The following is a 26,367-nucleotide window of genomic DNA, read 5'->3' as shown; positions in this document are numbered from 1 at the left end:
AGCCGGCAGCACACCGCTTTCCGGATCGCACAGCTGATTCTCGATGTAATGCAGGCCGACCCCTTCGCCCTCGGCACCGCCCAGGCCGAACGGGCAGCGGTAGCCGTAGGGGTACGGCAGCATCTGTACGCCACTGATCATGCCGTCCAGATACTGCTTGGGCCCCAGGCTGCCCATCAGGCTCAGGGCGCCCTGGGTCATGCCATGGTAGGCGCCGTGGAAAGCCAGCATCTGGCTACGCCCGGTAGCCGTGCGCACCAGCTTCAATGCCGCCTCCACTGCATCGGTGCCGGCCGGCCCACAGAACTGGATGCGCGCATCGCGGGCGAACTCGGCCGGCAGGCAGGCGAACAGTTCATTGATGAACTCGTCCTTGGCTTCGGTCATCAGGTCCAGCGTGTGCAGCGGCCGCTTGCCATCGAGCAGGCCGCAAATGGCCTGCAACACGACGGGATGGTTGTGCCCCAGCGCCAGGGTGCCGGCACCGGCCAGACAATCGATGAACCAGCGTCCCTCGCTGTCCTGCACGTGGATGCCCTCGGCGCGGCGCAGCTCCAGCGGGATGCGCCTGGGATAGCTGCGCGCGTTGGACTCCACCTCGCTCTGGTGCTGCAGCCTGGCCGTGCTGGCGAAGCGATAGTCGGCGCCGCGCAGCGTGGTCTCAGGGGCGAGATCGAGCGCGACAGGCATCGGCAGCGGATCGTAATGCGGTTCAATTTGCATGATCGTGACTCTCCAGGCCCAGTGGCCGTGACGATTGATCGAGCACGGCCAGTTGCCGGCCCAGGTGTTCGATAAAGGACGGATCGCGGACGATGCCCAGGTGGTCGGCCTGGACCCAGCTCGACAGGTGCAACTCGTGGCCCAGCGCGGCCTGCAACAGTGCCTCGCCGTTGCGGTTGTTCTCCGGCGAGTGCGCGGCCCACCAGGCCTGCACCGGGCTGCGCAACGGCTGGATGTGCCGGTATTGCGCGGCCAGTGCGTGCATGTGCCGCTCCAGGGCGAGCAACTGTTGCCAGTCGTCGTCGCCCGTGACCGACGCCTCTGCCACGTCAGCGCGTGGTGCGCGAGCCAGACCGGCACCGGGTACATAGCCGTCGACCAGGCCGACGAAGGCCACCGTTTTGCCCAGGCGCTCCAGCAGACGGGCCATGGCCAGCACCAGGGCGCCACCCATCGACCAGCCGAGCAGGTGGTAAGGCCCCTGCGCCTGGGTTTCCAGCATCACCCTGACGTAATCGCGGGCCATCTGTTCGAGGCTCTGATCACGCCAGGACGGCTGTAGCAATTGCCGGTTCTGCAGGCCGAACACCTGCCAGTGCGGCGTCAGGGCGCGGGCCAAGGGGTAGTAACCGACCAGCGTGCCGCTGACCGGGTGAACGCAGAACAGCGCGGGCCGCCCGGTATCCGCCTGGTTCAGACGCAGCAAGGGGCTGGGCGCGGCAGCCGTCGGGGCTTCCTGCCGTGTTGCAGACGCGGCCGGCGTGTCGTCGATCAGGGCTTGCAGCGCATCGCCCACCGCCGCCAGCAACGCCTCGATACGCTGCAGGCGATGGCGCTGTGCGCTGAAGCGGCAACTGAGGCTCAGGCGGCCGGCGAACACCTGGCCGTTGATTTCCAGCTCCTGGGTCAACGCCGTGGCCGGATCGACCAGAGTGCCCGGCGACTCGCTGGCGGGGGCGAAGTGACCATCGCCGAGCTGCGCGTCGAACTGCCCCAGGTAGTTGAAGGCAATCTCGGGCTCGCCCAGCTCGGCCAGGCTGCGGCGTTGTTCCGCGTTACCCAGGTGGCGCAGCAGGCCATGACCCAGGCCCTTGTTGGGCACGCCGCGCAGGCGCTGGCGAACGTCGGCCAGGGTCTGCGGCAGCGTTTCCTGCGCTTGCAGACGCAGCGGGTAGAGACTGGTGAACCAGCCCAGCGTACGGCCGATATCCTGCTCAGCCTGTTCGTCGAGCCATTCGCGCCCATGACCTTCCAGGGCGATCAGGCTGTCATCGAGGCCGCCCCAGCGGCGCAACCCTTCGGCCAACGCGGCGAGCAGCACTTCGTCCATACGCGCATCCTGCTGCTGCAGAGTCTCGCGCAGCAGACGTCGGGTCTGCGCTTCGCTCAGTTGCCAGGTACAGGTCTGCACCTGGGCATGGCTCGCCTCGCCGGCCGGGTCATCCACGGGCAAACGCTGGCCGGCACGCTGCGCCTGCCAGTAGTCCATCTCGCTGGACAGCGGCACTCCCTGCGCGTGGCGCCACAGGTGCTCGGCCCAGGCCTGATAGCTGCCTGGCCGGTCACCGAGATCGACCGGCTGGCCAGCCACAGCCTGCTGGTAGGCGCGGGCCAGATCATCCAGCAGGATGCGCCAGGAAACGCCATCGATGATCAGGTGATGAGCGGCGAGCAACAGGCGCTGGCCGCCATCGGGCATGTCCGCAAGCAGCACCCGCAGCAGTGGGCCGTGCTGCAGGTCCAGGCTGCGCTGGGCAGCCTCGCATTGCGCCTGCAGGACTGCGTCCGAGTCGATGCGGCGCTGCCAGAACAGACGCTCGGCCTGCTCCTTGTCCCGATAGAAGGCCTGCCAGTTGCCCGCTTCATCCTGGCGGAAGGCCAGGCGCAGCGCATCGTGATGCTCGATCAGCCCCTGCAGCGCACGCTGCAGAGGCGCGGTCTGCAAGGGTCGACGCACGTCGAGCAGCAATGCCTGGTTCCAGTGCGCACGGTTGGCCATGGGCAGCGAGAAGAAATGCGCCTGGATCGGCGTCAGCGGCAGTGAGCCACTGGCGCGCGGCACCATCGCGGGTTGAGTGCTGACGGGTGTCAGCACCGCCGCCAGATCGACCAGGCGCGGATGCTGGAATACCGCCTTGGGCGTCAGCTCCCAACCGGCCTTGCGCAGCCGTGTCACCAGGCTCAGGGACTGGATCGAGTCGCCGCCCAGGGCAAAGAACTGGGCATCGCGGCTGATCTGACCAATACCGAGCAGCTCGGTCCACAGCCCGGCCAGCAACTGTTCCTGCTCGGTACGCGGCGCCTGGTAAGCACCCGCCTCCACCTGCGGCTCGGGCAAGCTCTGCCGGTCCAGCTTGCCGTTGGGCAGCAGCGGCAGGCGCTCCAGCGCCAGGATATGGCTCGGCACCATATGCGCCGGCAGGCGCTGCTTGAGCTGCGCTTTCAGGTCACTCTCGCTCAGACCCTGGCCGCTGACGTAACCCACCAGACGCTTACCGGCAGCACTGTCCTTGACCACCACCAGCGCTTCGCCCACGCCGGTGCAGGCTTTCAGCGCCGCCTCGACTTCGCCGATCTCGATGCGGAAGCCGCGCAGCTTGATCTGCTGATCCAGCCGGCCCAGGTATTCCAGCTGACCGTCAGCGCCCAGGCGCACGCGGTCGCCCGTGCGGTACAGGCGCTCACCCAGGCGATACGGATTGGGCACGAAGCGCTCGGCGGTGGCGCCCGGTCGATCCAGGTAACCCCGCGCCAGCAACCCACCCAGGTACAGCTCGCCAGCCACACCGACCGGCAACAGGTTGAGGTCGGCATCCAGCACATAACCTTGGCGTGTGCCGACACGGTCACCAATCGGCGCGTAAGCAGTGGCGAAATCGGCCATGGCCGCCGGCACTCGCCACAGGGTTGGCGTGACCACGGTTTCAGTCGGCCCGTAACCGTTGATGATCCACTGCGGTTGCAGGCTGCGAATCACCTGTTGCAACAGCTCGCGGCTGAAGGCTTCACCGGCGAAGCAATAGGTCTTCACCCCGGGCGCTTTACCGCATTGCTCAGCCCATTCGGCCAACTGGCGCAGGTAGCTCGGCGGCAAGGCCACCACGCTGATGCCCTCGGCGATCAGGCAGTCATAGGTCTGCTGCACGCTCCACAGTTGCTGGTCACGGATTACCACCCGCGCACCATGGCTCAGCGGCGTGAGCCAACGCTCGTGGGCACCGTCGAAACTGACCGAGAGGAAGTGCAGCTCGCGATCCTCGGCCGTCAGTTCATAGCGCTCGCCAATCGCCTGGCAATGCAGGGCGATGGCGCCATGAGGCACCGCCACGCCCTTGGGCTTGCCGGTGGAGCCGGAGGTGTAGATCAGATAAGCCAGTTGCTCGGGGTGAATATTCACCTCGGGCGCCTGCTCCGGCTGATCATTCACCGGCAAGTGATCGAGGTCGAGCACCTCGATACCGGCCACTTCGGGCAAGCGCGGCAAGGCCGCCTGGTGGCTCAGCAGCAGCTTCACCCCGGCGTCTTCGAGCATGTAGCGCAGGCGCTCGCCGGGGTAGTCCGGGTCCAGCGGCACATAGGCGCCGCCAGCCTTGAGCACTGCCAGCAAGGCGACGAACAACTCGATACCGCGCTCCAGGGCCACACCGACGCGCACCTCAGCTTCGACACCACGGGCGATCAGTTGATGGGCCAGACGATTGGCGCGGGTTTCCAGCTCGGCGAAGCTCAGGCGCTGCTGGCCGTGTACCAGGGCGATGGCCGTCGGGCGCAGGCGTGCCTGTTCGGCAATCCGTTCTGGCAATAGCTGGATGCTGTTCGGAAGCGGTTCTGGGTCGTTCCAGGCTTCGACTTCGGCTACCTCGGCCTCGCCCAGCAAGGGCAGATCAGCCAGCGACGCCTGCGGCATGCGGCAGGCGCCATCGAGCAGGCGCAGGAGCTGGCCGGCCAGACGCTCGACGCTGGAGGCATCGAACAGATCGGTGGCGTAATCCAGGTAGGCCTCGAGGCGGCCATCCGCCTGTTCGAGGGTGCCCAGCACCAGGTCGAACTGAGCGCTCTGCCCCTGGCAGTCGAGGCTTTCACACTGCAGGCCGGGCAGCGCCTGTAGCGCACGATGGTCCTGGCGTTGATGGTTGTAAGCCACCTGGAACAGCGGGTTGTGGCTAAGGCTGCGCTCCGGCTGCAGAACATCGACCAGTTGCTCGAAGGGCACATCCTGGTGGGCCTGGGCACCGACCACCCGCGACTTGACCTGACGCAGCAGGTCGACGAACGAGTGCTGCGCATCCACTTCACTGCGAATCACCAGGGTGTTGACGAACAGGCCGATCAGCCCCTCGCTCTCGCCTTGGGTGCGCCCGGCCACCGGCACGCCGACGCGCAGGTCATGCTGGCCGGTCAGGCGATACAGCAGGCCCTGGTAGACCGCCAGGATCAGCATGAACGGCGTGACTTGATGCAACTGCGCCTGCTCGCGCAGTCGCTCGGCCAAGCTGGCCGGCACGCTGAAGGCATGCCGCGCCCCCTGCCCCAGACGCACGGCCGGACGCGGCCGATCCCCCGGCAGCTCCAGCAGCGGCTGTTCATTGCCGAGCTGCTCACGCCACCACTGCACCTGCTCGGCAAGGCGACTGCCAGCGAGATGATCGCGCTGCCACAGGGCATAGTCGGCGTACTGGATCGGCAGTGCCGCCAGTTCCACCGGCTGCCCTTCGGCATGGCCCCGATAGAGCGCGGCGAACTCGTCGAGCAGCACCTGGATCGACCAGCCATCGGCGATGATGTGATGCAGGCAGAGCAGCAGCACGTGCTGCTGCGGGCCCAGTTCGATCAGTGCCACACGCCAGGGCGGGCTCTGTTCGAGGTCGAAGGGGCGCTGATTGAAGGTATCGACCTGCTGTCGCAGCTGCGTCTCGTCCGGCGCCTGCAGGCGCTCGAGGCCGACCGCAGTCGGCTGCTGCACACATTGCAAAGGCTCACCCGCGTCGCCGCTGGCGAAGGTGGTGCGCAGGCTTTCATGACGCTGCGCCAGGCTGTCGAAGCTGCGTTGCAGGGCCTGGATATCCAACTCACCCGTCAGGCGCACGGCACAAGGCAGGTGGTAGGCCAGGCTGTCGGGCTCCAGCTGGGCAAGGAACCACAGACGCTGCTGAGCGAAGGACTGCGGGCTGCGCGCTGCGCGTTGGCGGGCCTGCAGGCCGAAGCCAGGCGCGGCGTCGGCGGCCGCCAGCTGCAAGGCCTGAAAACTGAGGGTGCTGGCTTCGAAGGCGGCGCGCAGCGGCAGCTCACGCTGCAGTTGACGACGAATCTGCGACACCAGCTGCGTGGCCAGCAGCGAATGACCGCCGAGGGCGAAGAAATCATCCTCACGCCCTACCCGCTCCACACCCAGCAGCTCCTGCCAGATGTTTGCAAGCTGGCTTTCCAGCCCGGGGCGCGGCGCCTGGTAGTCACGCTGGATGCGCTGCGGCTCCGGCAGCGCCTTGCGCTCCAGCTTGCCATTGGGCGACAGCGGCAGGCGCTCCAGCGCTACGAAGTAGCTCGGCACCATGAACTCGGGCAAACGCTGCTTGAGCTGAGCGCGCAGCGCTTCTTCCTCGAACGTATCGCCGACCACGTAGGCCACCAGTTGCGGGCTACCCGCCACGTCGCGCACCAGCACCACCGCCTCACGCAGCGCCGGATGTTCCAGCAGTGCAGCTTCGATCTCACCCAGCTCGATGCGCAAGCCGCGCAACTTCACCTGATGGTCGATGCGACCCAGGTATTCCAGCACACCCTCTTCGGTCCAGCGCGCCAGGTCACCACTGCGGTACAGGCGCTCGCCGTCGCCGAAGGGGCTGGCAACGAAGCGTTCGGCGGTCAGCCCCGGACGGCGGTGATAACCGCGCGCCAGGCCGATGCCACCGATATACAACTCCCCTGCCACACCGATGGGCTGCGGGTTGAGACGCTCGTCGAGGATATGAATCTGCAGGTTGGCGATCGGTCGGCCAATCGGCACGCTACGTCGTTCCTGGCCACTGCAGCGCCAGTGGGTCACGTCGATGGCCGCTTCGGTCGGGCCATACAGGTTGTACAGCTCGGCCTGCGGCAGCAGTTGACGCGTGCTGCCGGCCAGCTCTGCCGGCAACGCTTCGCCACTGCAGACGATGTGGCGCAGGCTGTCGCAGCCGTGCAAGTCACCATGACCGACAAAGGCCGCCAGCATCGAGGGCACGAAGTGCAAGGTGCTGATGCGCTCGCGCTCGATCAGCTCGACCAGCTTGGCCGGGTCGCGGTGATCGCCCGGTTGCGCCATCACCAGGCGCGCACCGCTAATCAATGGCCAGAAGAACTCCCACACCGACACGTCGAAGCTGAACGGGGTTTTCTGCAGCACCCGGTCTTCAGCCGTGAGCTGGTAAGCCTCCTGCATCCAGGCCAGGCGGTTGTACAGCGCCGCATGGCTGTTGCCGGCGCCCTTGGGCTTGCCGGTGGAGCCGGAGGTGTAGATCAGGTAGGCCAGCTGCTCGGGGTGAATGTCCACCTCGGGCGCGGTCTGCGGCTCTTGAGAAAGATCCAGATGATCGAGGTTGAGCACCTGCACACCGCCCACCTGCGGCAGGCTGTCGATCACCGCGTCGTGGCTCAGCAGCAGGCTGACGCCGGCGTCGTCGAGCATGTAGCGCAGGCGTTCGGCCGGGTATTCCGGGTCCATCGGCACATAGGCACCGCCGGCCTTGAGGATGGCGTACAGCGCCACCACCATCTCCACCGAACGCAGCGCCGCCACGCCCACCAGGCTGTCGCGAGTCACGCCAAGTTTCTGCAGATGGTGGGCCAGCTGGTTGGCGCGCAGGTCCAGTTCGGCGTAGCTCAAACGCTGCTCGCCGCACACCAGGGCGATGGCCTGCGGCTGCGCCTGCACGCGGCGTTCGAACTGACGATGTACCGGCTCGACCGCGCCGTAATCGACGCGGGTGGCGTTGAAGCTGGTCAGGGCCAGACGATCCTGATCATCGTCCAGGCGGTGTTCGCCGATGGCCAGTTGCGGCTGTGCCAGCAACTGCTCCAGCAGGCGAATGAAACGCTGGTGCAGACGCTCGACCGTGGCCGCCTCGAACAGATCCCGGGCGTAGTTCCAGTTGCCGCTGAACTGACCGTGGCGATCTTCCTGGGTGTTGAGCGCCAGGTCGAACTGGCTGCCGCCATCGGCCAGAGTCAGCACCTCGGCGTGCAGATCCTGCAGTTGCCCCAGTGCCTCGTGGCGCACCTGCTGGTGGTCATAGGCCACCTGGAACAGCGGGTTGTGGCTGAGGCTACGCTCGGGCTGCAACGCCTCGACCAGTTGCTCGAAAGGCAGCTCCTGGTGCGCCTGGGCGTCCAGGCTGGTGCGCCTGATCTGCTCGACCAACGCCGTGAAGCTCTGCTGCGGAGCAATCTCGCTGCGCAGCACCTGGGTGTTGACGAACAAGCCGATCAGCCCTTCGACCTCGGTGCGCGTACGCCCGGCGATGGGCACGCCGACGCGCAGGTCGCGCTGCCCGCTCATACGGTGCAGCAGCACCTTGTAGGTGCCCAGTAGCAACATGAAGGGCGTCGCGTGCTGCGCCTGGGCCAGCTCGCGCAGGCGCTCACCCAGCGCCGCGCCGAGACGGAAATGCACCCGCCCGCCGCGAAAACTCTGCCGCGCCGGTCGCGGGTGGTCGCAGGGCAGTTCCAGCAGTGGCTGCTCGTCGCCCAGTCGCTCGCGCCAGTAGGTCAGTTGCCGCGCACCTTCGCCGCCGGCCAGCCACTCACGCTGCCAGGCCGCGTAATCGGCGTATTGCACAATCAATGCCGGCAGTTCAGCCGCCACGCCAGTGCGGGCGGCGTTGTACAGGGCAGCGAACTCGGCCAGCAGAACCTGCACGGACCAGCCATCGGACAGCAGGTGATGCAGGCACAGCAGCAGGCGCTGCTCGCCCGGCTCCAGCGTCACCAGGGCGACACGCCAGGGCGGCGACTGCTGCAGCTCGAAAGGCTTTTCCATGAATGCCCGCGCCATGGCCTGGAAGGCGTGCTCGCCCCTGGCCTGGAGCATCTCCAGGTTCACCGATGCCTGCGGCTGTATGCATTGCAGCGGCTGGCCCTGAGCGTCCTGGGTGAAGGTGGTACGCAGAATCCAGTGACGCTCGGCCAACGCTTCGAAGGCCTGCTGCAGCGCCTGCTGGTCCACCTCACCGCGCAGGCGCAGCACGCCCGGCAGATGATAGGCACTGCTGCTCGGCTCCAGTTGCTGAAGGAACCACAAGCGCTGCTGAGCGAAGGACTGTGGCGCCTGCGCCCGCTCGCCTCTGGCCTGCAGAGGCAGGTCGACGGCGCTTCCAGCTTGTTCCAGCTGCCTGGCCAGATCGCTGAGCAGCGGCGCCTCGAACACGGCGCGCAGCGGCAGATCCAGACCGTGCGCGTGGCGCAGGCGGGATATCAGCTGCGTCGCCAGCAGCGAGTGGCCGCCCAGTTCGAAGAAGTGATCGTCACGGCCGATGCGCGGCTGTTCCAGCAACTCGCTCCACAGCTCGGCCAGCAGTCGTTCCTGCTCGGTACGCGGCGCCTGGTAAGCACCCGCCTCCACCTGCGGCTCGGGCAAGCTCTGCCGGTCCAGCTTGCCATTGGGCAGCAGCGGTAGACGCTCCAGCGCCAGGATATGGCTCGGCACCATATGCGCCGGCAGGCGCTGCTTTAGCTGCGTTTTCAGCTCACTCTCGCTCAAGCCCTGGCCGCTGACGTAGCCCACCAAACGCTTACCGGCAGCACTGCCCTTGACCACCACCAGCGCTTCGCCCACGCCGGCACAGGCTTTCAGCGCCGCCTCGACTTCGCCGATTTCGATGCGGAAGCCGCGCAGCTTGATCTGCTGATCCAGCCGGCCCAGGTATTCCAGCTGGCCATCGACGCCCAGGCGCACACGGTCGCCAGTGCGGTACAGGCGCTCACCGGGGCGATACGGATTGGGCACGAAACGCTCGGCGGTAGCGCCCGGTCGATCCAGATAGCCACGCGCCAGTAAGCCGCCCAGATACAGCTCGCCAGCCACACCGACCGGCAGCAGGTTGAGGTCGGCATCCAGCACATAACCCTGGCGTACGCCCACACGGTCACCAATCGGTGCATAAGCAGTGGTGAAATCGGCCGTGGCCGCCGGCACTCGCCACAGGGTTGGCGTCACCACGGTTTCGGTCGGCCCGTAGCCGTTGATGATCCATTGCGGTTGCAGGCTGCGGATCACCTGTTGCAACAGCTCGCGACTGAAGGCTTCGCCGGCGAAGCAGTAGGTCTTCACCCCGGGCGCTTGGCCGCATTGCTCGGCCCACTCGGCCAACTGGCGCAGGTAGCTCGGTGGCAGTGCTACCACGCTGATGCCTTCTGCGATCAGGCAGTCGTAGGTCTGCTGCACGCTCCACAGTTGCTGGTCACGGATTACCACCCGCGCACCATGGCTCAGCGGCGTGAGCCAACGCTCGTGGGCACCGTCGAAACTGACCGAGAGGAAATGCAGCTCACGATCCTCGGCGGTCAGTTCGTAACGCTCGCCAATGGCCTGGCAATGCAGGGCGATGGCGCCATGAGGCACGGCCACGCCCTTGGGCTTGCCGGTGGAGCCGGAGGTGTAGATCAGATAGGCCAGTTGCTCGGGATGAATCTCTATCGCGGGCGCTTCTGACGACTCGCCGCTCAGTTCCAGATGATCGAGGTCGAGCACCTCGATACCGGCCACTTCGGGCAAGCGTGGCAAGGCCGCCTGGTGGCTCAGCAGCAGCTTCACCCCGGCGTCTTCGAGCATGTAGCGCAGGCGCTCGCCGGGGTAGTCCGGGTCCAGCGGCACGTAGGCGCCGCCAGCCTTGAGCACCGCCAGCAGGGCGACGAACAACTCGATGCCGCGCTCCAGGGCCACACCGACGCGCACCTCGGCACCGACGCCACGGGCAATCAGCTGATGAGCCAGGCGATTGGCGCGGGCTTCCAGCTCGGCGAAGCTCAGGCGCTGCTGGCCATGTACCAGAGCGATGGCAGTCGGGCGTAGGCGCGCCTGTTCGGCGATGCGCTCTGGCAATAGCTGAATGGTGCTCGGAGCCGCTGCCGGGTCATTCCAGGCCTCGACTTCGGCCACCTCGCTTGCATCCAGCAAGGGCAGTTCACCGATGCAGCGCTGCGCATCGGCGCACAGGGCGTGTAGCAGCTGTTCGAACTGGCGACTCATGCCGGTGATCTGCCGGTCGCTGAAATGCGCGCGCTGATAATGCCAGTGCACCTGCAGTTCGTTGCCTGCCATTACCGCCAGGCTCAGCGGGTAATGGGTCTGCTCGTGCGCTTGCAGGTTGGCGAAGCGCAGGCCAGCGCCCTGCCCTTGCAGCACCTGATCCACCGGGTAGTTCTCGAACACCAGCAGGGTGTCGAACAGCTCGCGCCCGGCGTGGCCGGCCAGTTGCTGCAAGCGGAACAGCGGCACCTGCTCGTGCTCGCGCAGCGCCAGGTTGTGCGCCTGCAGCACGTCGAGCCAGTCACCGACCGGCTCATGTGGCTGCGGAGCCTGCACCACCGGCAGGGTATTGATGAACAGGCCAAGCATGTGTTCGATGCCCGCCACACTCGCCGGCCGCCCCGCTACGGTGGCGCCGAAGGCCACCTGGCGGCGCCCGCAATAACGCTGCAGGAGCAGCGTCCAGGCCGCCTGGATCAGGGTATTGAGGGTGATGCGTCGAGCCTTGGCGAAGGCTTCGAGTTCAGCACGCGGCAGGTTCAGGACATGCACGCCGCTGCCGCCGGCAGACAGCTCATTGCGCAGGCTGCCGGCCAGTAGCGTCGGCTCATCGAAGCCCTGCAACTGCTCACGCCAGAACGCCTCGCTGGCGGCGATATCCTGGCGTTGCAGCCAGGCCAGGTAATCCGGGTAATGCCCGAGCGCCTGCACACCGCCCTCGCCGCGTGTGTCCTGCAGCACCTGCGCCAGCAGCGCGGCACTGCTCCAACCATCGAGCAGGATATGGTGCAGCGTCCAGATCAGTTGATGACGCCCTTCGCCCAGGCGTACCAGCACCAGGCGCATCAGCGGCGGCCGCGTCAGATCGAATGGCGTCTCGCGCTCCTCGCGCAGCAGTGCTTGCAGGTCGAGGTCGGCGCCCTCCAACTCGCGAATCGTCAGCTGTGCCTCGCGCTGCACCAGCTGCACCGCCTGTTGATCGACGCCCAGGCGCAAAAATGCCCCGCGCAGCAGCGGATGGCGCTGCAGCGCAGCCGCCCAGGCGGCCTTGAAGCGCGCCACCGGCAAGCCCTCGACCTCCAGACTGAGCTGATTGACGTAGGCGCCATCGGCCACCTGCAGTTCGCTGTGGAACAGCAGCCCCTGCTGCATCGGCGTCAGCGGATAGATGTCCTCGATCTGCCGAGCCGGCAGCGGCAGGCTGTCGAGATCGGCCTGGCCGAGCGGCACGAAGGGGAAATCGCTGGGGGTGACAGCCGCCTGTGTACGGCAGTGCTGCACCAGCTCGACCAGCGCGCGGCGGTACGCTTCGAGCAGCTCGACGATGCGTTCGCGGGCGAAGCGCTCATGGCTGAAGGTGCAGGTGAAGTGCAGGCAGCCGCCCGTGACGCGACCGTCCAGGGCCAGGGCACAGGCCAGCGGCGCGCTGGCGTCGCGTTGCGCGCCGGACACTTCCTCAGCTAGGTCGAACAGCTGCCCGCTCGCCTGCATGCGCCCCAGGTAATTGAACAGCAGTGCGTCATCCAGCGCAGGCAGGTCATCGCCCTGCAGGTATTTCAGCAGGCCGTAACCGATGCCACCGTGCGGCACCTGACGCAGATTCTCCTTGGTGCCCTTGAGGGTCGCATCCCAGTCATCACGGGCCTGCAGCAACAGCGGGTAGAGGCTGGTGAACCAGCCCAGGGTCTGGCTCAGGTCCAGATCCTCAAACAGCGCTTCGCGGCCATGGCCTTCGAGGGCGATCAGGGTTTGCGCCTGTCCGTTCCAGTCACGCAGGGCATGAGCCAGCGCACTGAGCAGCAGGTCGTTGACCTGCGTGCGGTACGCCGCCGGTGCCTGTGTCAGCAGCGCCTCGGTGGTGGCGGGGTCGAGCTGCACCTGCAAATGCTCGGCGCAGGCCGTCAGGTTGTGCCCTTGCGGGTGTTCGCAGGGCAACCCGCGATCAGTCGGTAGCGCCTGCCAGTAGGTACGTTCGGCGGCCACTTCGGGGCTGGATGCATAGGCCGCCAGGCGCTCGCTCCAGCTCTGCCAGGCACTGCTCTTGCGCCCCAGATCGGCAGCAGCGCCCACGCCCAGTTGCGCGTAGGCGCGCTGCAGGTCATCGAGCAGGATGCGCCAGGAAACACCATCGATTACCAAGTGATGAACCACCAGCAACAGCCGCTCGCCGCCCTCGTGCAACTGCACCAGCACGGCGCGCAACAGCGGGCCACGGCTCAGATCGAGGCTGGCCTGCACCTCATCGCACAGCGCGCTCAGCTCGGCCAGGCTGCAGCGCTCGACGCGCAGTTCGAGCGTTTCGGCCTCGGCCGCATAGCGCTGGCGCCAAGCGTCGCCCTGCTGCTGGAAACGCAGGCGCAGGGCATCGTGTTGCGCCAGCACGGCCTGCAGGGCAGCGTTGAGGCGCTGCGGCTGCAGCGGCTCGCGCGCGCTGAGCAGCACCGACTGGTTCCAGTGCTGACGATTGTTCATCGGCTGGGCGAAGAACCAGTGCTGGATCGGCGTCAGCGGGATGTCGCGCTGGCTGTCGATGATGCAGCTCGGTGCCTCGGCGCTGCGGGTTGCGACCTGAGCCAGCTCGGCGATGCTCTGGCGTTCGAACAGCTGCCGTGGCGTCAGCTCGATGCCCTGACGGCGGGCACGAGCAATGATCTGCAGGCTGAGAATGGAATCGCCACCCAGCTCGAAGAAGTTGTCATCGCGCCCTACCTGCTCCACACCCAGCAGTTCCTGCCAGATGGTCGCCAACTGGCTTTCAATTCCCGCACACGGCGCCTGGTAGTCGCGCTGGATGCGTTGCGGCTCCGGCAGCGCCTTGCGTTCCAGCTTGCCGTTGGGCGACAACGGCAGGCGTTCGAGCTGCATTACATGGCTCGGCAGCATGAACTCAGGAAGCAGTTGTTTAAGCCGCGCCCGCAGCTCGCTCTCGTCGTAATCGCCGCCGACCACATAGGCCACCAGTTGCTGGTCGCGCACCAACACCACCGCTTCGCGCAGCGCCGGATGCTCCAGCAGTGCAGCTTCGATCTCACCCAGCTCGATGCGCAGGCCACGCAGCTTCACCTGATGGTCGATGCGGCCCAGGTACTCCAGCACGCCCTCTTCGGTCCAACGCGCCAGGTCGCCACTGCGATACAAGCGCTCGCCGTCGCCGAAGGGGCTGGCAACGAAACGCTCGGCGGTCAGCCCCGGACGGCGGTGATAACCGCGCGCCAGGCCGATGCCACCGATATACAGCTCGCCGGCTACACCAATCGGCTGCGGATTGAGACGCTCGTCGAGGATATGGATCTGCAGGTTGGCGATCGGTCGACCAATCGGCACGCTGCGCCGTTCCTGGCCGCTGCAGCGCCAGTGGGTCACGTCGATGGCCGCTTCGGTCGGGCCATACAGGTTGTACAGCTCGGCCTGCGGCAGCAGTTGCCGCGTGCTGCTGGCCAGCTCTGCCGGCAACGCTTCACCGCTGCAGACGATGCGTCGCAGGCTGTCGCAGCCGTGCAGCTCGCCATGGCTGACAAAGGCCGCCAGCATCGAGGGCACGAAGTGCAGAGTGCTGATTTTTTCACGCGCGATCAGCTCGACCAGCTTGGCCGGGTCGCGGTGATCGCCCGGCTGCGCCATCACCAGGCGCGCACCGCTGATCAATGGCCAGAAGAATTCCCACACCGACACGTCGAAGCTGAACGGGGTTTTCTGCAGCACCCGATCTTCAGCCGTCAGGTTGTAGGCCTCCTGCATCCAGGCCAGGCGGTTGTACAGTGCCGCATGGCTGTTACCGGCGCCCTTGGGCTTGCCGGTGGAGCCGGAGGTGTAGATCAGGTAGGCCAGTTGCTCGGGGTGAATGTCCACCTCGGGCGCGGTCTGCGGCTCTTGAGAAAGATCCAGATGATCGAGGTTGAGCACCTGCACACCGCCCACCTGCGGCAGGCTGTCGATTACCGCGTCATGGCTCAACAGCAAGCTGACGCCAGAGTCTTCGAGCATGTAGCGCAGGCGTTCGGCCGGGTACTCCGGGTCCATCGGCACATAGGCGCCGCCGGCCTTGAGGATGGCGTACAGCGCCACCACCATCTCCACCGAACGCAGCGCCGCCACACCCACCAGGCTGTCGCGGTTCACGCCAAGTTTTTGCAGATGATGAGCCAACTGGTTGGCGCGCAGGTCCAGCTCGGCGTAGCTCAAACGCTGCTCGCCGCACACCAGAGCGATGGCCTGCGGCTGCGCCTGCACGCGGCGTTCGAACTGACGATGTACCGGCTCGACCGCGCCGTAATCGACGCGGGTGGCGTTGAAGCTGGTCAGCGCCAGACGATCCTGATCATCGTCCAGGCGGTGCTCGCCGATGGCCAGTTGCGGCTGTGCCAGCAACTGCTCCAGCAGGCGGATGAAGCGCTGATGCAGACGCTCGACCGTGGCTGCTTCGAACAGATCCAGGGCGTAGTTCCAGTTGCCGGCCAGCTCTTCGCCTGGGCCTTCCCAGGTGTGCAGGGCCAGGTCGAACTGGGCGCTGCCGCTGTCCAGGGCGATCAGCTCGGCACGCAGGTCGGCGGTCAGTTGCAGGCTGTCCTGCGGGCGCTGCTGGTGGTTGTACAGCACCTGGAACAGCGGGTTGTGGCTGAGACTGCGCTCGGGCGCCAGCGCCTCTACCAGTTGCTCGAAAGGCAGCGTCTGATGCGCCTGGGCGCCCTGCGCCGTACGCAGCACCTGCACCAGCAGTTGCTCGAAACTCTGCTCGCCGCTCAGCTCGCTGCGCAGCACCTGGGTGTTGACGAAGAAGCCGATCAGCCCCTGGGTTTCGCTCTGCGTACGCCCGGCGATGGGCACGCCAACACGCAGGTCGCGCTGCCCGCTGGTGCGCTGCAACAGCACCTTGTAGGCCGCCAGCAACACGGTGAACGGCGTGCAGCCCTGTTGCCGGGCCAGTTCGCGCACGCGCGCCGCCAGCGCGGGCTCCACGCGAAAGGCCAGGCGCGCGCCACGAAAGCTCTGCTGCGCCGGGCGCGGATGATCGCAGGGCAGCTCCAGCAACGGCTGTTCGTCGCCCAGTTGTTCGCGCCAGTAGGCCAGTTGCCGCTCGCCTTCGCCGGCATCCAGGCAGGCACGCTGCCACAGGGCATGGTCGGCGTAACTCAGCGGCAGCTCGGCGAGCGCGGCAGGTTCGCCCTGCACGCGCGCACGGTAGAACTGCGCCAGTTCGGTCAACAGCAGCTGGATCGACCAGCCGTCGGCGATGATGTGGTGCAGACAGACCAGCAGCGCATGCCGCTGCTCATCCTGGCGCAGCAAACCGATGCGCCACAGCGGCGCCTGCTCGAGATCGAACGGGCGCTGGGCGAACTCACGCGCCAGGGCGGCAAAGTCATCGCCCTGCAGCGGCTCCAGGCTCAGTGCCGGCGCTGCTTCGGCGCACTGACGCGGATTGCCGTCGGCATCGGCGAAGAAGCGCGTGCGCAGGCTCGGGTGACGCTGCGCCAGATCACCGAAGGCGCCCAGCAGCGCGGCCTCGTCCAATGGCCCCTGCAATTGCAGGGCGCCCGGCAGGTGATAGGCGCTGTTGCCCGGCTGCAGCTGTTCGAGGAACCACAGGCGCTGCTGCGCGTACGACAGCACGCTGCCTTCGGCATCGGCCGCACCCGCTGGGATCGGCAGCGCCGAGGCGTCGAGCCCCTGTTCGCGCAGCTTGTCGAGGAAGGCACGGCGCTGCAGTGGCCCCAGGCCGAGAAAGCGACGCGACAGCAGCAGGGCTTTGTCATGCAACAGATTCACTGAATTTCCTCCAGAGCGCTCATCAGGTCGTCGAGCGCATCCAGCCGTTCATCGTTGAGGGCCTGGCTTTCCAGGGTGCGGATCAGGCTGGCCATGGCGGCCACGGTGGTGGCCTCGAAGGCCTGCGCCAGCGGCACCGTGACGCCGCGCGTCTCGCGGATCAGCGCCAGCAGGCGGGTGGCCAGCAGCGAGTGGCCGCCGAGCTCGAAGAAGTGGTCGTGACGGCCGACCTGCTCCACCTTGAGCAGGTCGCGCCAGAGCTGTGCCAGGTGCTGTTCCAGCTCACCCTGTGGCGCCTCGAAGCTGTGTGCCTGCACCTGTGGTGCCGGCAGCGCGCGGCGATCCAGCTTGCCGTTGGCGTTGAGCGGCAGGCGCGGCAACAGCATGATCTGCGCCGGCACCATGAAGGCTGGCAGCTGCGCAGCCAGCTCCGCTCGCAAGGCTTGCTGATCGATGCTCTGGCCGGCTTCGGCCACGCCATAGGCGATCAGCTGCGTACCGGCTGCTCCCTCGTGGGCGACCACCACGGTCTGACGCAGCGGCGCACTGGCCAGCAGGCAGGCTTCGATCTCGCCCAGCTCGATGCGCTGGCCACGGATCTTCACCTGGAAGTCCACCCGGCCGACGTATTCGAGCTGGCCCTCGGCATTCCAGCGCGCCAGGTCGCCACTGCGATACAGGCGCTCGCCCGGTGCGCCGAAGGGGTCGGGCACGAAGCGTTCGGCCGTCAGCCCCGGGCGCGCGGCATAGCCACGGCCCACACCGGTGCCGCCGATGTACAGCTCGCCGACCACGCCAGCGGGCAGCAGCTCGAGGTCGTCGCCCAGCACGTACAGGCGGTTGTTGTCGGTCGGCTGGCCAATGGCGATGGACTGCCGACGGGCCGGCGCCGCGTTCAGGCGGTACAGCGCCACGTCATCGGCGCACTCGGCCGGGCCGTAGGCGTTGATCATCGGCACCTGCGGGTAGCGGTCGAACCAGCGCGTGGCCAGCTCATGGCTCAGCGCCTCGCCGGTGGGCAACAGCCAGCGCAGTGCCGGCAGCGCCATGGGCGCAGCTTCGAGCATGCCGTCGATCACCGCCGGCACCGCCTCCAGCACGCTCACCCCGGTATCAGCGACGCACGCGAGCAAGGCCTGCGGATCGTGGGTGATGGCATCGGGGATGATCTCCAGCGCGCCACCGAACAGCGGCGCGGTGAGCAGCTGCCAGACCGAGATATCGAAGCCGGTGGCGGCAGTCTGGGCGATCACGTCCGCTTCGCCGAGTTGCAGGTAAGGCACCTTGGCCAACTGGTTGTTGAGCATGCCGCGCTGGTTGACCATCACCCCCTTGGGCTCGCCGGTGGAGCCGGAGGTGTAGATCAGGTAAGCCAGGTGCTCGGGGCCGGCGTAGCGCCCGGGGTTGTCGCGGCGGCCATGCTCCAGCACGTCCTCATAGACCAGCACGCGCGGCGGCTGCAGCAGTTCGGCGAGCATCGCCTGAACCTGCGCCAGTTGCTCGCGCAGGGTGATCAGCACCGGCGCGGCGCTGCTGGCCAGCATGCGCGCGCTGCGCGCCGGCGGATGGCGCTCGTCAAGCGCCAGGTAGGCAGCACCGGCCTTGAAGGCGCCGATGATCAGGCTCAGCAGTGGCAGACCACGGGGTGCATACAGCGCCACCACGTCATCGAACTGCACACCGCACTCGATCAGGCCATGGCCGATAAGGTTGGCCCGCTCGTTGAGTTCGAGGTAGGACAGCGTCTGCCCCTGGCAGCGGGCGACGCTACGTGCGCCCTGCTGCTGCACCTGCGCCTCGAAACGCGCCAGGTAGCTCTGCGCATACCAGTGCGGCTGCATGGCGCCCTGGCCCAGTCGGCACAGGGCGTCGCGCTCGTTTTCATCGAGCAGGCGCAGCTCGCTCAACGGACGCTGCGGCGCCTCGCTCAGCTGCAACAGCAGACGACGGAAATGCTCCACCAGCACCTGCATGTCGGCCACGGCGAACTGCTGGGTGTCGAAGCTCAGTTGCAGGGTCAGGCTGGCACCCGGCAGCAGCACCACGGTCAACGGATAGTTGGTGTGGGTGCGGTTGGCCAGCGGCGTGATGCGGTAGGTCTCGACCGCCTCTTGTACTTCACCACCGAGCGGCACGTTCTCGAACACGAACAGGCTGTCGAACAGCGGCTGGCCGCGCGGCGTGCCGGCAAGGTTCTGCACCTCGGCCAGGGACAGTTGCTCATGCTGGCGCATGCCGGCGTTCTGCGCCTGCAGCGCCTGCAGCAGGTGCAGGCCAGTCACTGCCTCGCCCGGCACTCGAACGCGCAGTGGCAGGGTATTGATGAACAGCCCCAGCGCCTCTTCGATGCCCTCCAGCTCGGTGGGCCTGCCGGCTACGGTGACGCCGAACAGCACGTCATCGCGCCCGCTGTAGCGCATCAGCAACAGCGCCCAGGCGGCCTGGACGAAGGTGTTGACGGTCAGTTGATGGTTACGCGCCTGCTCGGCCAGCGTGCGGGTCTGCCCGGCATCGAGCGCGAGGCTGACGTCATGCATGCCCGCCTCGCCCTGCTGGCGGCGATAAGGCAGCGGCGTGACCGTGTCGAAGCCGGCCAGCGCATCGCGCCAGTAGCGGCGGCTGGCCGCCTCGTCCTGGCGTGCGAGCCAGGCGATGAAGTCGCGATAGGGCCGCGCCGGCGGCAGTTGCAGGCTGCGCCCGAGCAGGCGAGCGCGGTACTGGGCGAAGAACTCGGCCAGCATCAGGCCCCGGCACCAGGCGTCGATCAGGGCATGGTGATGGCTCTGCACGATGCGCAGATCGGCTTCGGCGAACTTCACCAGGCGCAGGCGCAGTAAAGGCGCCTGGGTGAAGTCGAAGCCACGCTGACGCTCCTCGCGCAGGATCGCCTGCAACCTGGCCTCGGCTTCATCACGCGGCAGTTCGCTGAAGTCGAGGAACTGCACCGGCGACGGCACCTGACGCAGCACCAGCTGATGCGGCGTGCCGTCGAGGTTGCAGAAGGCCGTGCGCAGCGCCGGGTGACGCTGCACCACCTGTTGCCAGGCATGAGTGAAGGCCTCCACGTCCAGCGCACTGGCCACGGCGTACTGGTCCTGCATCAGGTAGATGCCGCTGCCCTGCTCCAGCTGGCTGTGCAGCAGAATGCCCTGCTGCATCGGTGCCAGCGGGAACAGGTCTTCGATCTGCTGCGGCGCATGAGGCAGCGCGTCGAGCTGCGCCTGGCCGAGCGTTGCCAGGGGGAAATCGCAAGGCGTCAGGCCACCGGCACCAGGCGCGCAGCAATGCTCGATCAGTTGCCGCAGCGCCTGTTCGTAGAGGGCCAGCAGACGCTCGACGCTGCGCGTCTCGAAGCGCGCACGGCTGTAGGTCAGCGCCAGTTGCAGACAACCGCCACCTACCTGGCCGTCGATGGCCAGGGCATTGGCCAGCGGGCCGCTGCCGTCGCGTGGCGCACCGCTCGCTTCGTCGGCCAGACGCCAGCGTGCAGCAGCTTCGTCATCGAAACGGCCCAGGTAGTTGAAGGTCAGCCCCTCGCCCGTCAACTCCTCCAACGGGGCCTTGGCCAGGTACTTGAGCACGCCGTAGCCGATGCCCTTGTCCGGCACCTGACGCAACCCTTCCTTGACCTGCTTGAGGGTAGCGCCGAGGTCATCACCGGTTTGCAGCGCGACCGGATAGAGACTGGTGAACCAGCCGAGCGTGCGACTCAGGTCGAGCTGATCGCCTTCGCGGCCATGGCCCTCCAGGCTGATCACCGTGCGTCGGCGCCCGCTCCACTGCCACAAGGCCTGGGCCAGCGCCGCCAGCAGCACGTCGTTGATCTGCGTGCGGTAAGCCGCCGGCACCTCGCCGAGCAGGCGCGCGGTGGTGGCTGCATCGAGCTGCAAGTGCAACTGGCCAGCATCGGCGATCCTGGCACTGCCTTCGGGTCGGTCGCAGGGAAGGCAGGCTTCGGCCGCGCTGAAGCCCTGCCAGTACTCCAGTTGCGCCGCCAGGTCCGCACTGCCGGCCAGGGCCTGCAAATGCGCCGACCACTGCTGGAAGCTCGCGACCACCGCTGCGAGGCTGACCACCTGTCCGGCCAGTCGCTGCGTGTAGGCCTGCTGCAGATCGTCGAGCAGAACGCGCCAGGACACGCCATCGACCGCCAGATGGTGGACAGCCAGCAACAGGCGATTGCGCCCGTCCGGCAACTGCGCCAATACCGCGCGCAGCAACGGGCCGCGCTCGATATCGAGGCTGCGCTGGGCTTCGTCGCACAGCGCCGGCAGGTCGTCGGCGGCGGCCACCTGGCAGACCCACAGCAGCTCCTGCGCCGGCTGTGCATCACGATAACGCTGCTGCCAGTTACCCTGCGCATCCTGCTGGAAACTCAGGCGCAGACTGGCGTGATGACGCACCACGGCCGCCAGTGCCTCGGCCAGCGCACGGGCGTCGAGCGGCTCGTCCACCGCCAGCAGCAAGGACTGGTTCCAGTGGCCGATACGCGCCGGGGGCTGGGCAAAGAAGCGCGCCTGGATCGGCGTCAGGGCGAAGCTGTGCGTCACCTCGGCACTCGCTCCCACGGGCGTCGCCGGTGCCTCGGTGAGGACGGCGACCTGCGCCAGTTCGGCGATGCTCTGCTTCTCGAACAACTGCTTGGGCGTCAGACGAATGCCCTGGCGCCGCGCACGGGCGATGATCTGCAGGCTGAGGATGGAGTCGCCACCGAGGGCGAAGAAGTTGTCGCGACGGCCGACACGTTCGACCTTCAGCACCTGCTGCCAGAGCGCCGCCAGTTGCGTCTCGACGCCCTCATGCGGCGCCTCGAAGCCCTGCTCTGCCGCCTGTGGCTGCGGCAGCGCCTGACGGTCGAGCTTGCCATTGGCGGTCAACGGGAAGCGTTCGAGCAGCAGCACATGGCTCGGCAGCATGTAGTCCGGCAGGCGCTCGGCAAGCTGCGCCTGCACCTGCGCGGGGTCGAGAGAAGACTCCTGCGCGACCACGTAGGCGAGCAACTGGCCGCGTTCGTCCAGCTGCACATGGGCATCGGCGATGCCCGCCAGGCCGCGCAACTGCGCCACAATTTCGCCGAGGGCAACGCGATAACCGCGCACCTTGACCTGATCATCACCGCGCCCGAGAAATTCGATACGCCCGTCGGCCAGCAGGCGCGCACGGTCGCCGGTGCGATATAGACGCTCACCGTTGGCAAAGGGATCGGGCAGGAAACTCGCCGCCGTCAGCCCCGGACGCTCGAGATAGCCGCGCGCCAGGCCAGGCCCACCCAGGTACAGCTCGCCGACCGCACCCTGCGGCAGCGGCGTCATGCCAGCGTCCAGCACCAGCGCGCGGACGTTGGGCAATGGCCGGCCAATCGGTACCACGCCGTCCAGGGCTGCCAGCTCGGCTTCCGTGACCTCGTGAGTCAGCACGCCGACCGTGGTTTCGCTGGGGCCATAGTGATTGATCACCCGGCACTGCGGACGCAGGCGCTTGACCTCCTTCACCAGCTCGGCCGGCAGCGCTTCGCCGCCGAAGATCAGGGCATGAGACGGGATGGCCCGCACCCCAACGCCAGCCTGCAGCAGGCCGGCCAGATGAGTCGGCACGATCTTGAGAATGCCGACCTGCCAGGTGCTCAGGTAGTCCGCCAGGCTATCGGCGTCGGCCACGCTTTCCGGGCTCAGCAGGTGCAGGGTCCGCCCGGACAGCAGCGCACCGAACAGGACGGTATGGCCCAGGTCGGCCGCCACGGTGGAGACCATCGCCATGCTCGCCTCAGGCGCCAGTGCCAGTTGTTCCAACAAGCCCTGCACGTAGTCGGCCAGGGCCGCATGGCTGATCACCGCGCCCTTTGGCTGGCCGGTGGTGCCGGAGGTGTAGATCAGGTAGGCCGCCTGTAGCGGATGCACCGGCACCGTTGGCGCATCGCTGGGCCGCTGGCGCCACGACGCATCGGCGCTGAAGTCCAGCTGTGGGCCGGCGAAGGATTGCGCCGACGCGGCTTCACCGAGCAATACGACACAGGCGCTGTCGGCCAGGACGAAGGCCTGGCGCTGCGCCGGCCAGGCCGGATCGAGCGGCACGAAGGCGGCGCCGACCTTGAGCGCGGCCAGCAGGCCGATGACGAAAGCCGGCGAACGCTGCAGGCACAGGCCGACGCGCTGCTCCGGCACAACGCCTAGGGCGAGCAAGTGCTGCGCCAGCTGATTGGCCTGGGCTTCCAGTGCGGCGAAGCTGCAGGGCACGCCGTCGTGCATCAGTGCCACGGCCTCGCCGTGCACCTGCGGCTGCCACAGGTCGAGCACCTGCGCAGCGGCGAACCTGCGCTCGACGCCCACGACCTGCGAAGGCTGTGCCGCGAGTTGCAGGCTGGCCAGTGGCGCTTGTGGCTGCGCCAGCAGTTGCTCCAGCAGATGTTCGAAATCGGCGGCGAAACCAGCGATGCGCGGCGCCTCGAACAGATCCTGCGCATAGGTGAAGGCGGCCTCGATACCTTCGGGCAGGTCGGTGATGTCCAACCCCAGATCGAAGTGCGCGGCCTGCTCGTCCAGTTGGCGCGCGCTGAGGGTCACCTCGGGCAGGGCCAGGTCCTGGGCCAGGGCGAACTGCTGGGTGAACTTCACCTGAAACAGCGGGTTGTGGCTCAGGCTGCGCTGCGGCGCAAGCGCCTCGACCAGTTGCTCGAAGGGCAGCAACTGGTGATCCTGCGCGCCGAGGGCCGCTGCCCGAACCTGGGCCACGACATCGGCGAAGCGGTGCTCGCCGCCGAACTCGCTGCGCAGCACCTGGGTGTTGACGAAGAAGCCGATCAGCGCCTCGGTTTCCCGGCACACGCGCCCGGCACTGGGCACGCCAACGCGGATGTCGCGCTGACCGCTGTAGCGCTGCAGCTGCACCTTGAAGGCGGCCAGCAGCAGCATGAACAGGGTGATGCCCTGATCTGCGGCGTGCGCGCGCAGGCGCTGGCTCAGCGCATCACCGAGACGAATGGCGTGGCGCGCGCCGCGATGGCTCTGCCGAGCCGGGCGCGGATGGTCGGCAGGCAGTTGCAGCAACGGCTGCTCATCGCCCAGCTGACGCCGCCAGTAGTCCAGCTGACGCGCGCCCTCGCCCGCCTGCAGCCAGCGCCGCTGCCAGAGCGCGTAGTCGGCGTACTGCACCGGAAGTGCCGGCAGGTTCGCCGCCTGGCCGAGGACATGGGCGGCGTAGAGCTGGGCGAACTCGCGGATCAGCACCTGGATCGACCAGCCGTCGCAGATGATGTGATGCATCACCAGCAGCAGGCGCTGATCGTCCTCACCCATCCGCACCAGGGCGAGGTGCCACAAGGGGCCTTGCTGCAGATCCAGTGGCAGGTTCATCCGTTCATCGCGCAGGCGCGCCAGTGCAGCTTCGCTATCTACCTCGCCACGCAGATCGAAACGCGTCAGGTCGACGGTAAAGGGCGGATCGATGCGCTGCAGCGGTACGCCATCCTCTTCGCCAGCGACGAAACGCGTGCGCAGGCTCTCGTGGCGACTGACCAGGTCATCGAAGCTGCGCTGCAGCGCCGTCTCGTCGAGCCGGCCCTGAAAGCGCAGTTCACCGCCCAGCCGGTAGGCGCTGGCGTCACCCTGCAAGCGCTCGAGAAACCACAGGCGCTGCTGCGCATAGGATTGCGCGCACTGTGCATCACGCGCCTCGCCCAGCAGTGCCGGCATCTGCCGCGTCGTACGCGGCTGCGCCGCGACCCAGGCACTGAATTCCCCCAGGCGCGGCCGCTCGAACAGGCTGTCGGCCTGCAACTCCAGCCCCAGCTCGGCGTTGAGACGCGCCAGCACCTGCATCACGCCCACCGAATCCCCGCCGCGCGCGAAGAAGTGATCGCCCGGCTCCAGGTCCGTGCAACCCAGCACCTCCTGCCAGGCGTGTAGCACCTGCGGCAGCACGGCGCCGGCTTGCGACGCCGGACTGGCCGCATCGGCCCCTTGCAGGCGCCCCTTGTACCACTGCGCGAAGGTCGCCAGGCTGCCGTTCTGCCAGCCACTGCGGCAGGCCGAGCGCTGCAGCTTGCCGCTGGTGGTACGCGGCAAGGTGCCCGGTTCGAGCAGCAGAATCAGTTGCGGCGCCAGCTGGAAACGCTCGCCCATCCCGTCGGCGATGCGCTGGCAGATCATCTCGGCACTGATCAGCTTGCGCACGTTGCGGCTGATCTCCAACGCCAGGCCGACACCCTCCTGCCCCTGCTCGTCGGTGACGGCGAACGCGGCGATACGCCCCTGGCGCAGCAGCTCGATGTCCTGCTCCAGGGCCTGCTCGATGTCCTGCGGGTAATGGTTCTGGCCATTGAGAATGATCAGGTCCTTCAGGCGCCCGGCGATGAACAACTGACGCTCGCGCACCACGCCCAGGTCGCCGGTACGCAGCCAACGCTGACCATCACGTTCGACGAAGGCCTCGGCGGTCGCCTCGGGATTGCGCCAGTAGCCCTGGGCGATGCTCGGCCCGGCGACCCAGATTTCGCCGACCTGATCGTCCCCCAGCACCTCCAGCGTCTGCGGCTCGACGATGCGCAGCGGGTGCTCGGCATCGCTCCAGCCACAGGCCGGCAGGCGGCTGTCCGCCTGGCCCGCTGTCGTGCCGGCGAACGCTTCCACCTGCGGTTCACGCTCGGCAGCATCGACGCACACATACAGCGTCGCTTCGGCCAGGCCGTAACTCGGCGCCAGCGCCTGGGCGCGGAACCCCGCTGCCGCGAAGCGCTGACTGAAGGCCTGCAGGGTGTCCAGACGGATCGGCTCGGAGCCGGAAAACGCCAGGCGCCAGCTGCTCAGATCGAGCGTTTCCAGGCTGCTCTGCGGCACGCGTTCGGTGCACAGGCGATAGGCGAAATCCGGCCCGCCGGAGAAGGTGCCGCCGTATTGGCTGATGGCCTGCAACCAGCGCGTCGGCCGGGCGAGGAAGAAGTTCGGCGCCATCAGCGTCAGGGTGCCGCCATGCAGGATCGGCAGCAGCAGCCCGGCCATCAGGCCCATGTCGTGATACAGCGGCAGCCAGCTGACCCAGGACTCCTCCCGAGCGGCGCTGAAACCCCGGCTCATGCTGCGCTCGTTGGCGAGCAGGTTGGCGTGACTGACCATCACGCCCTTGGGCGCACGGGTGGAGCCCGAGGTGTATTGCAGGAAGGCCAGCGCATCGCTGGCGATCAGGCGTGGCTGGTAGCCGGCGCGGTCGCGGGCATCGACATCCTCGATGGCGATCAGCGCCGCGCCAGGCACGAGCAGTGGTTGCAATGCCGCCTGGCAACGCAGGATCACCTCGCGCGGCGCCAGCACCACAGAGGGCTGGGCATCGAGCAGGATGCCGGTGAGGCGCTCGATATGCATCTGCCGGTTGTTCTCCGGCGCAAAGGCCGGCACCGCGATCACGCCGGCATACAGGCAGCCGAAGAAGGCGGCGGCGTAATCGGCACCGCTGGGCAGCATCAGCACGCAACGCTCGCCACCCTGACAGCCCATACGCTGCTGCAGCAGGCCGGCGACGGCCAGCGCCTGCTCGCGCAGTTCGGCGTACGTCGTCAGCAGCGGCTCGCCCTGATCCGCCACGATATGCCGGATGGCCACACGGCCCGGCGCGTGCTCGGCGTGATAATCCAGAATATCGGCAAAATGCTGCGCCTGATCCACCAT

Annotated in this window: 3 protein-coding genes (1 of these 3 only partly in view); all 3 read right to left on the bottom strand. The window is 67.4% G+C overall.

The window, feature by feature from the left end:
* Tightly spaced (each overlapping or abutting the next), the 3 genes in view from GV002_RS06455 to GV002_RS06445 form a layout consistent with a single transcriptional unit that may run on beyond the window.
* Window positions 1-723: the 5' portion of an aspartate aminotransferase family protein gene (locus GV002_RS06455; protein ID WP_160017573.1), read on the bottom strand. 699 nt of this gene lie to the left of the window's left edge; only the first 723 of its 1,422 coding nucleotides appear in the window; it begins with the start codon at window positions 721-723; its stop codon lies off the left edge, out of view.
* A complete protein-coding gene (locus GV002_RS06450) occupies window positions 713-16,711 on the bottom strand; it encodes a non-ribosomal peptide synthase/polyketide synthase (RefSeq protein WP_160017572.1) in 15,999 nt (5,332 codons plus the stop codon). Before GV002_RS06450 ends, GV002_RS06455 begins: the two co-directional genes overlap by 11 nt.
* Window positions 16,708-26,367 (bottom strand): non-ribosomal peptide synthetase, encoded by a 9,660-nt coding sequence (locus GV002_RS06445; protein ID WP_160018889.1) that lies wholly within the window; start codon window positions 26,365-26,367, stop codon window positions 16,708-16,710. Before GV002_RS06445 ends, GV002_RS06450 begins: the two co-directional genes overlap by 4 nt.

The sequence above is a fragment of the Pseudomonas sp. 8O genome (assembly GCF_902506495.1).
Taxonomy (GTDB): Bacteria; Pseudomonadota; Gammaproteobacteria; order Pseudomonadales; family Pseudomonadaceae; genus Aquipseudomonas; species Aquipseudomonas chaetocerotis.
Note: the sequence above shows the minus strand (reverse complement) of the source record. Positions and strands in the feature narration are given on the sequence as shown.

What these genes read in the sequence shown, in the direction of transcription:
- GV002_RS06445 (WP_160018889.1), bottom strand. Translation starts at nt 26,367, where the DNA reads ATGGTGGATCAGGCGCAGCATTTTGCCGATATTCTGGATTATCACGCC.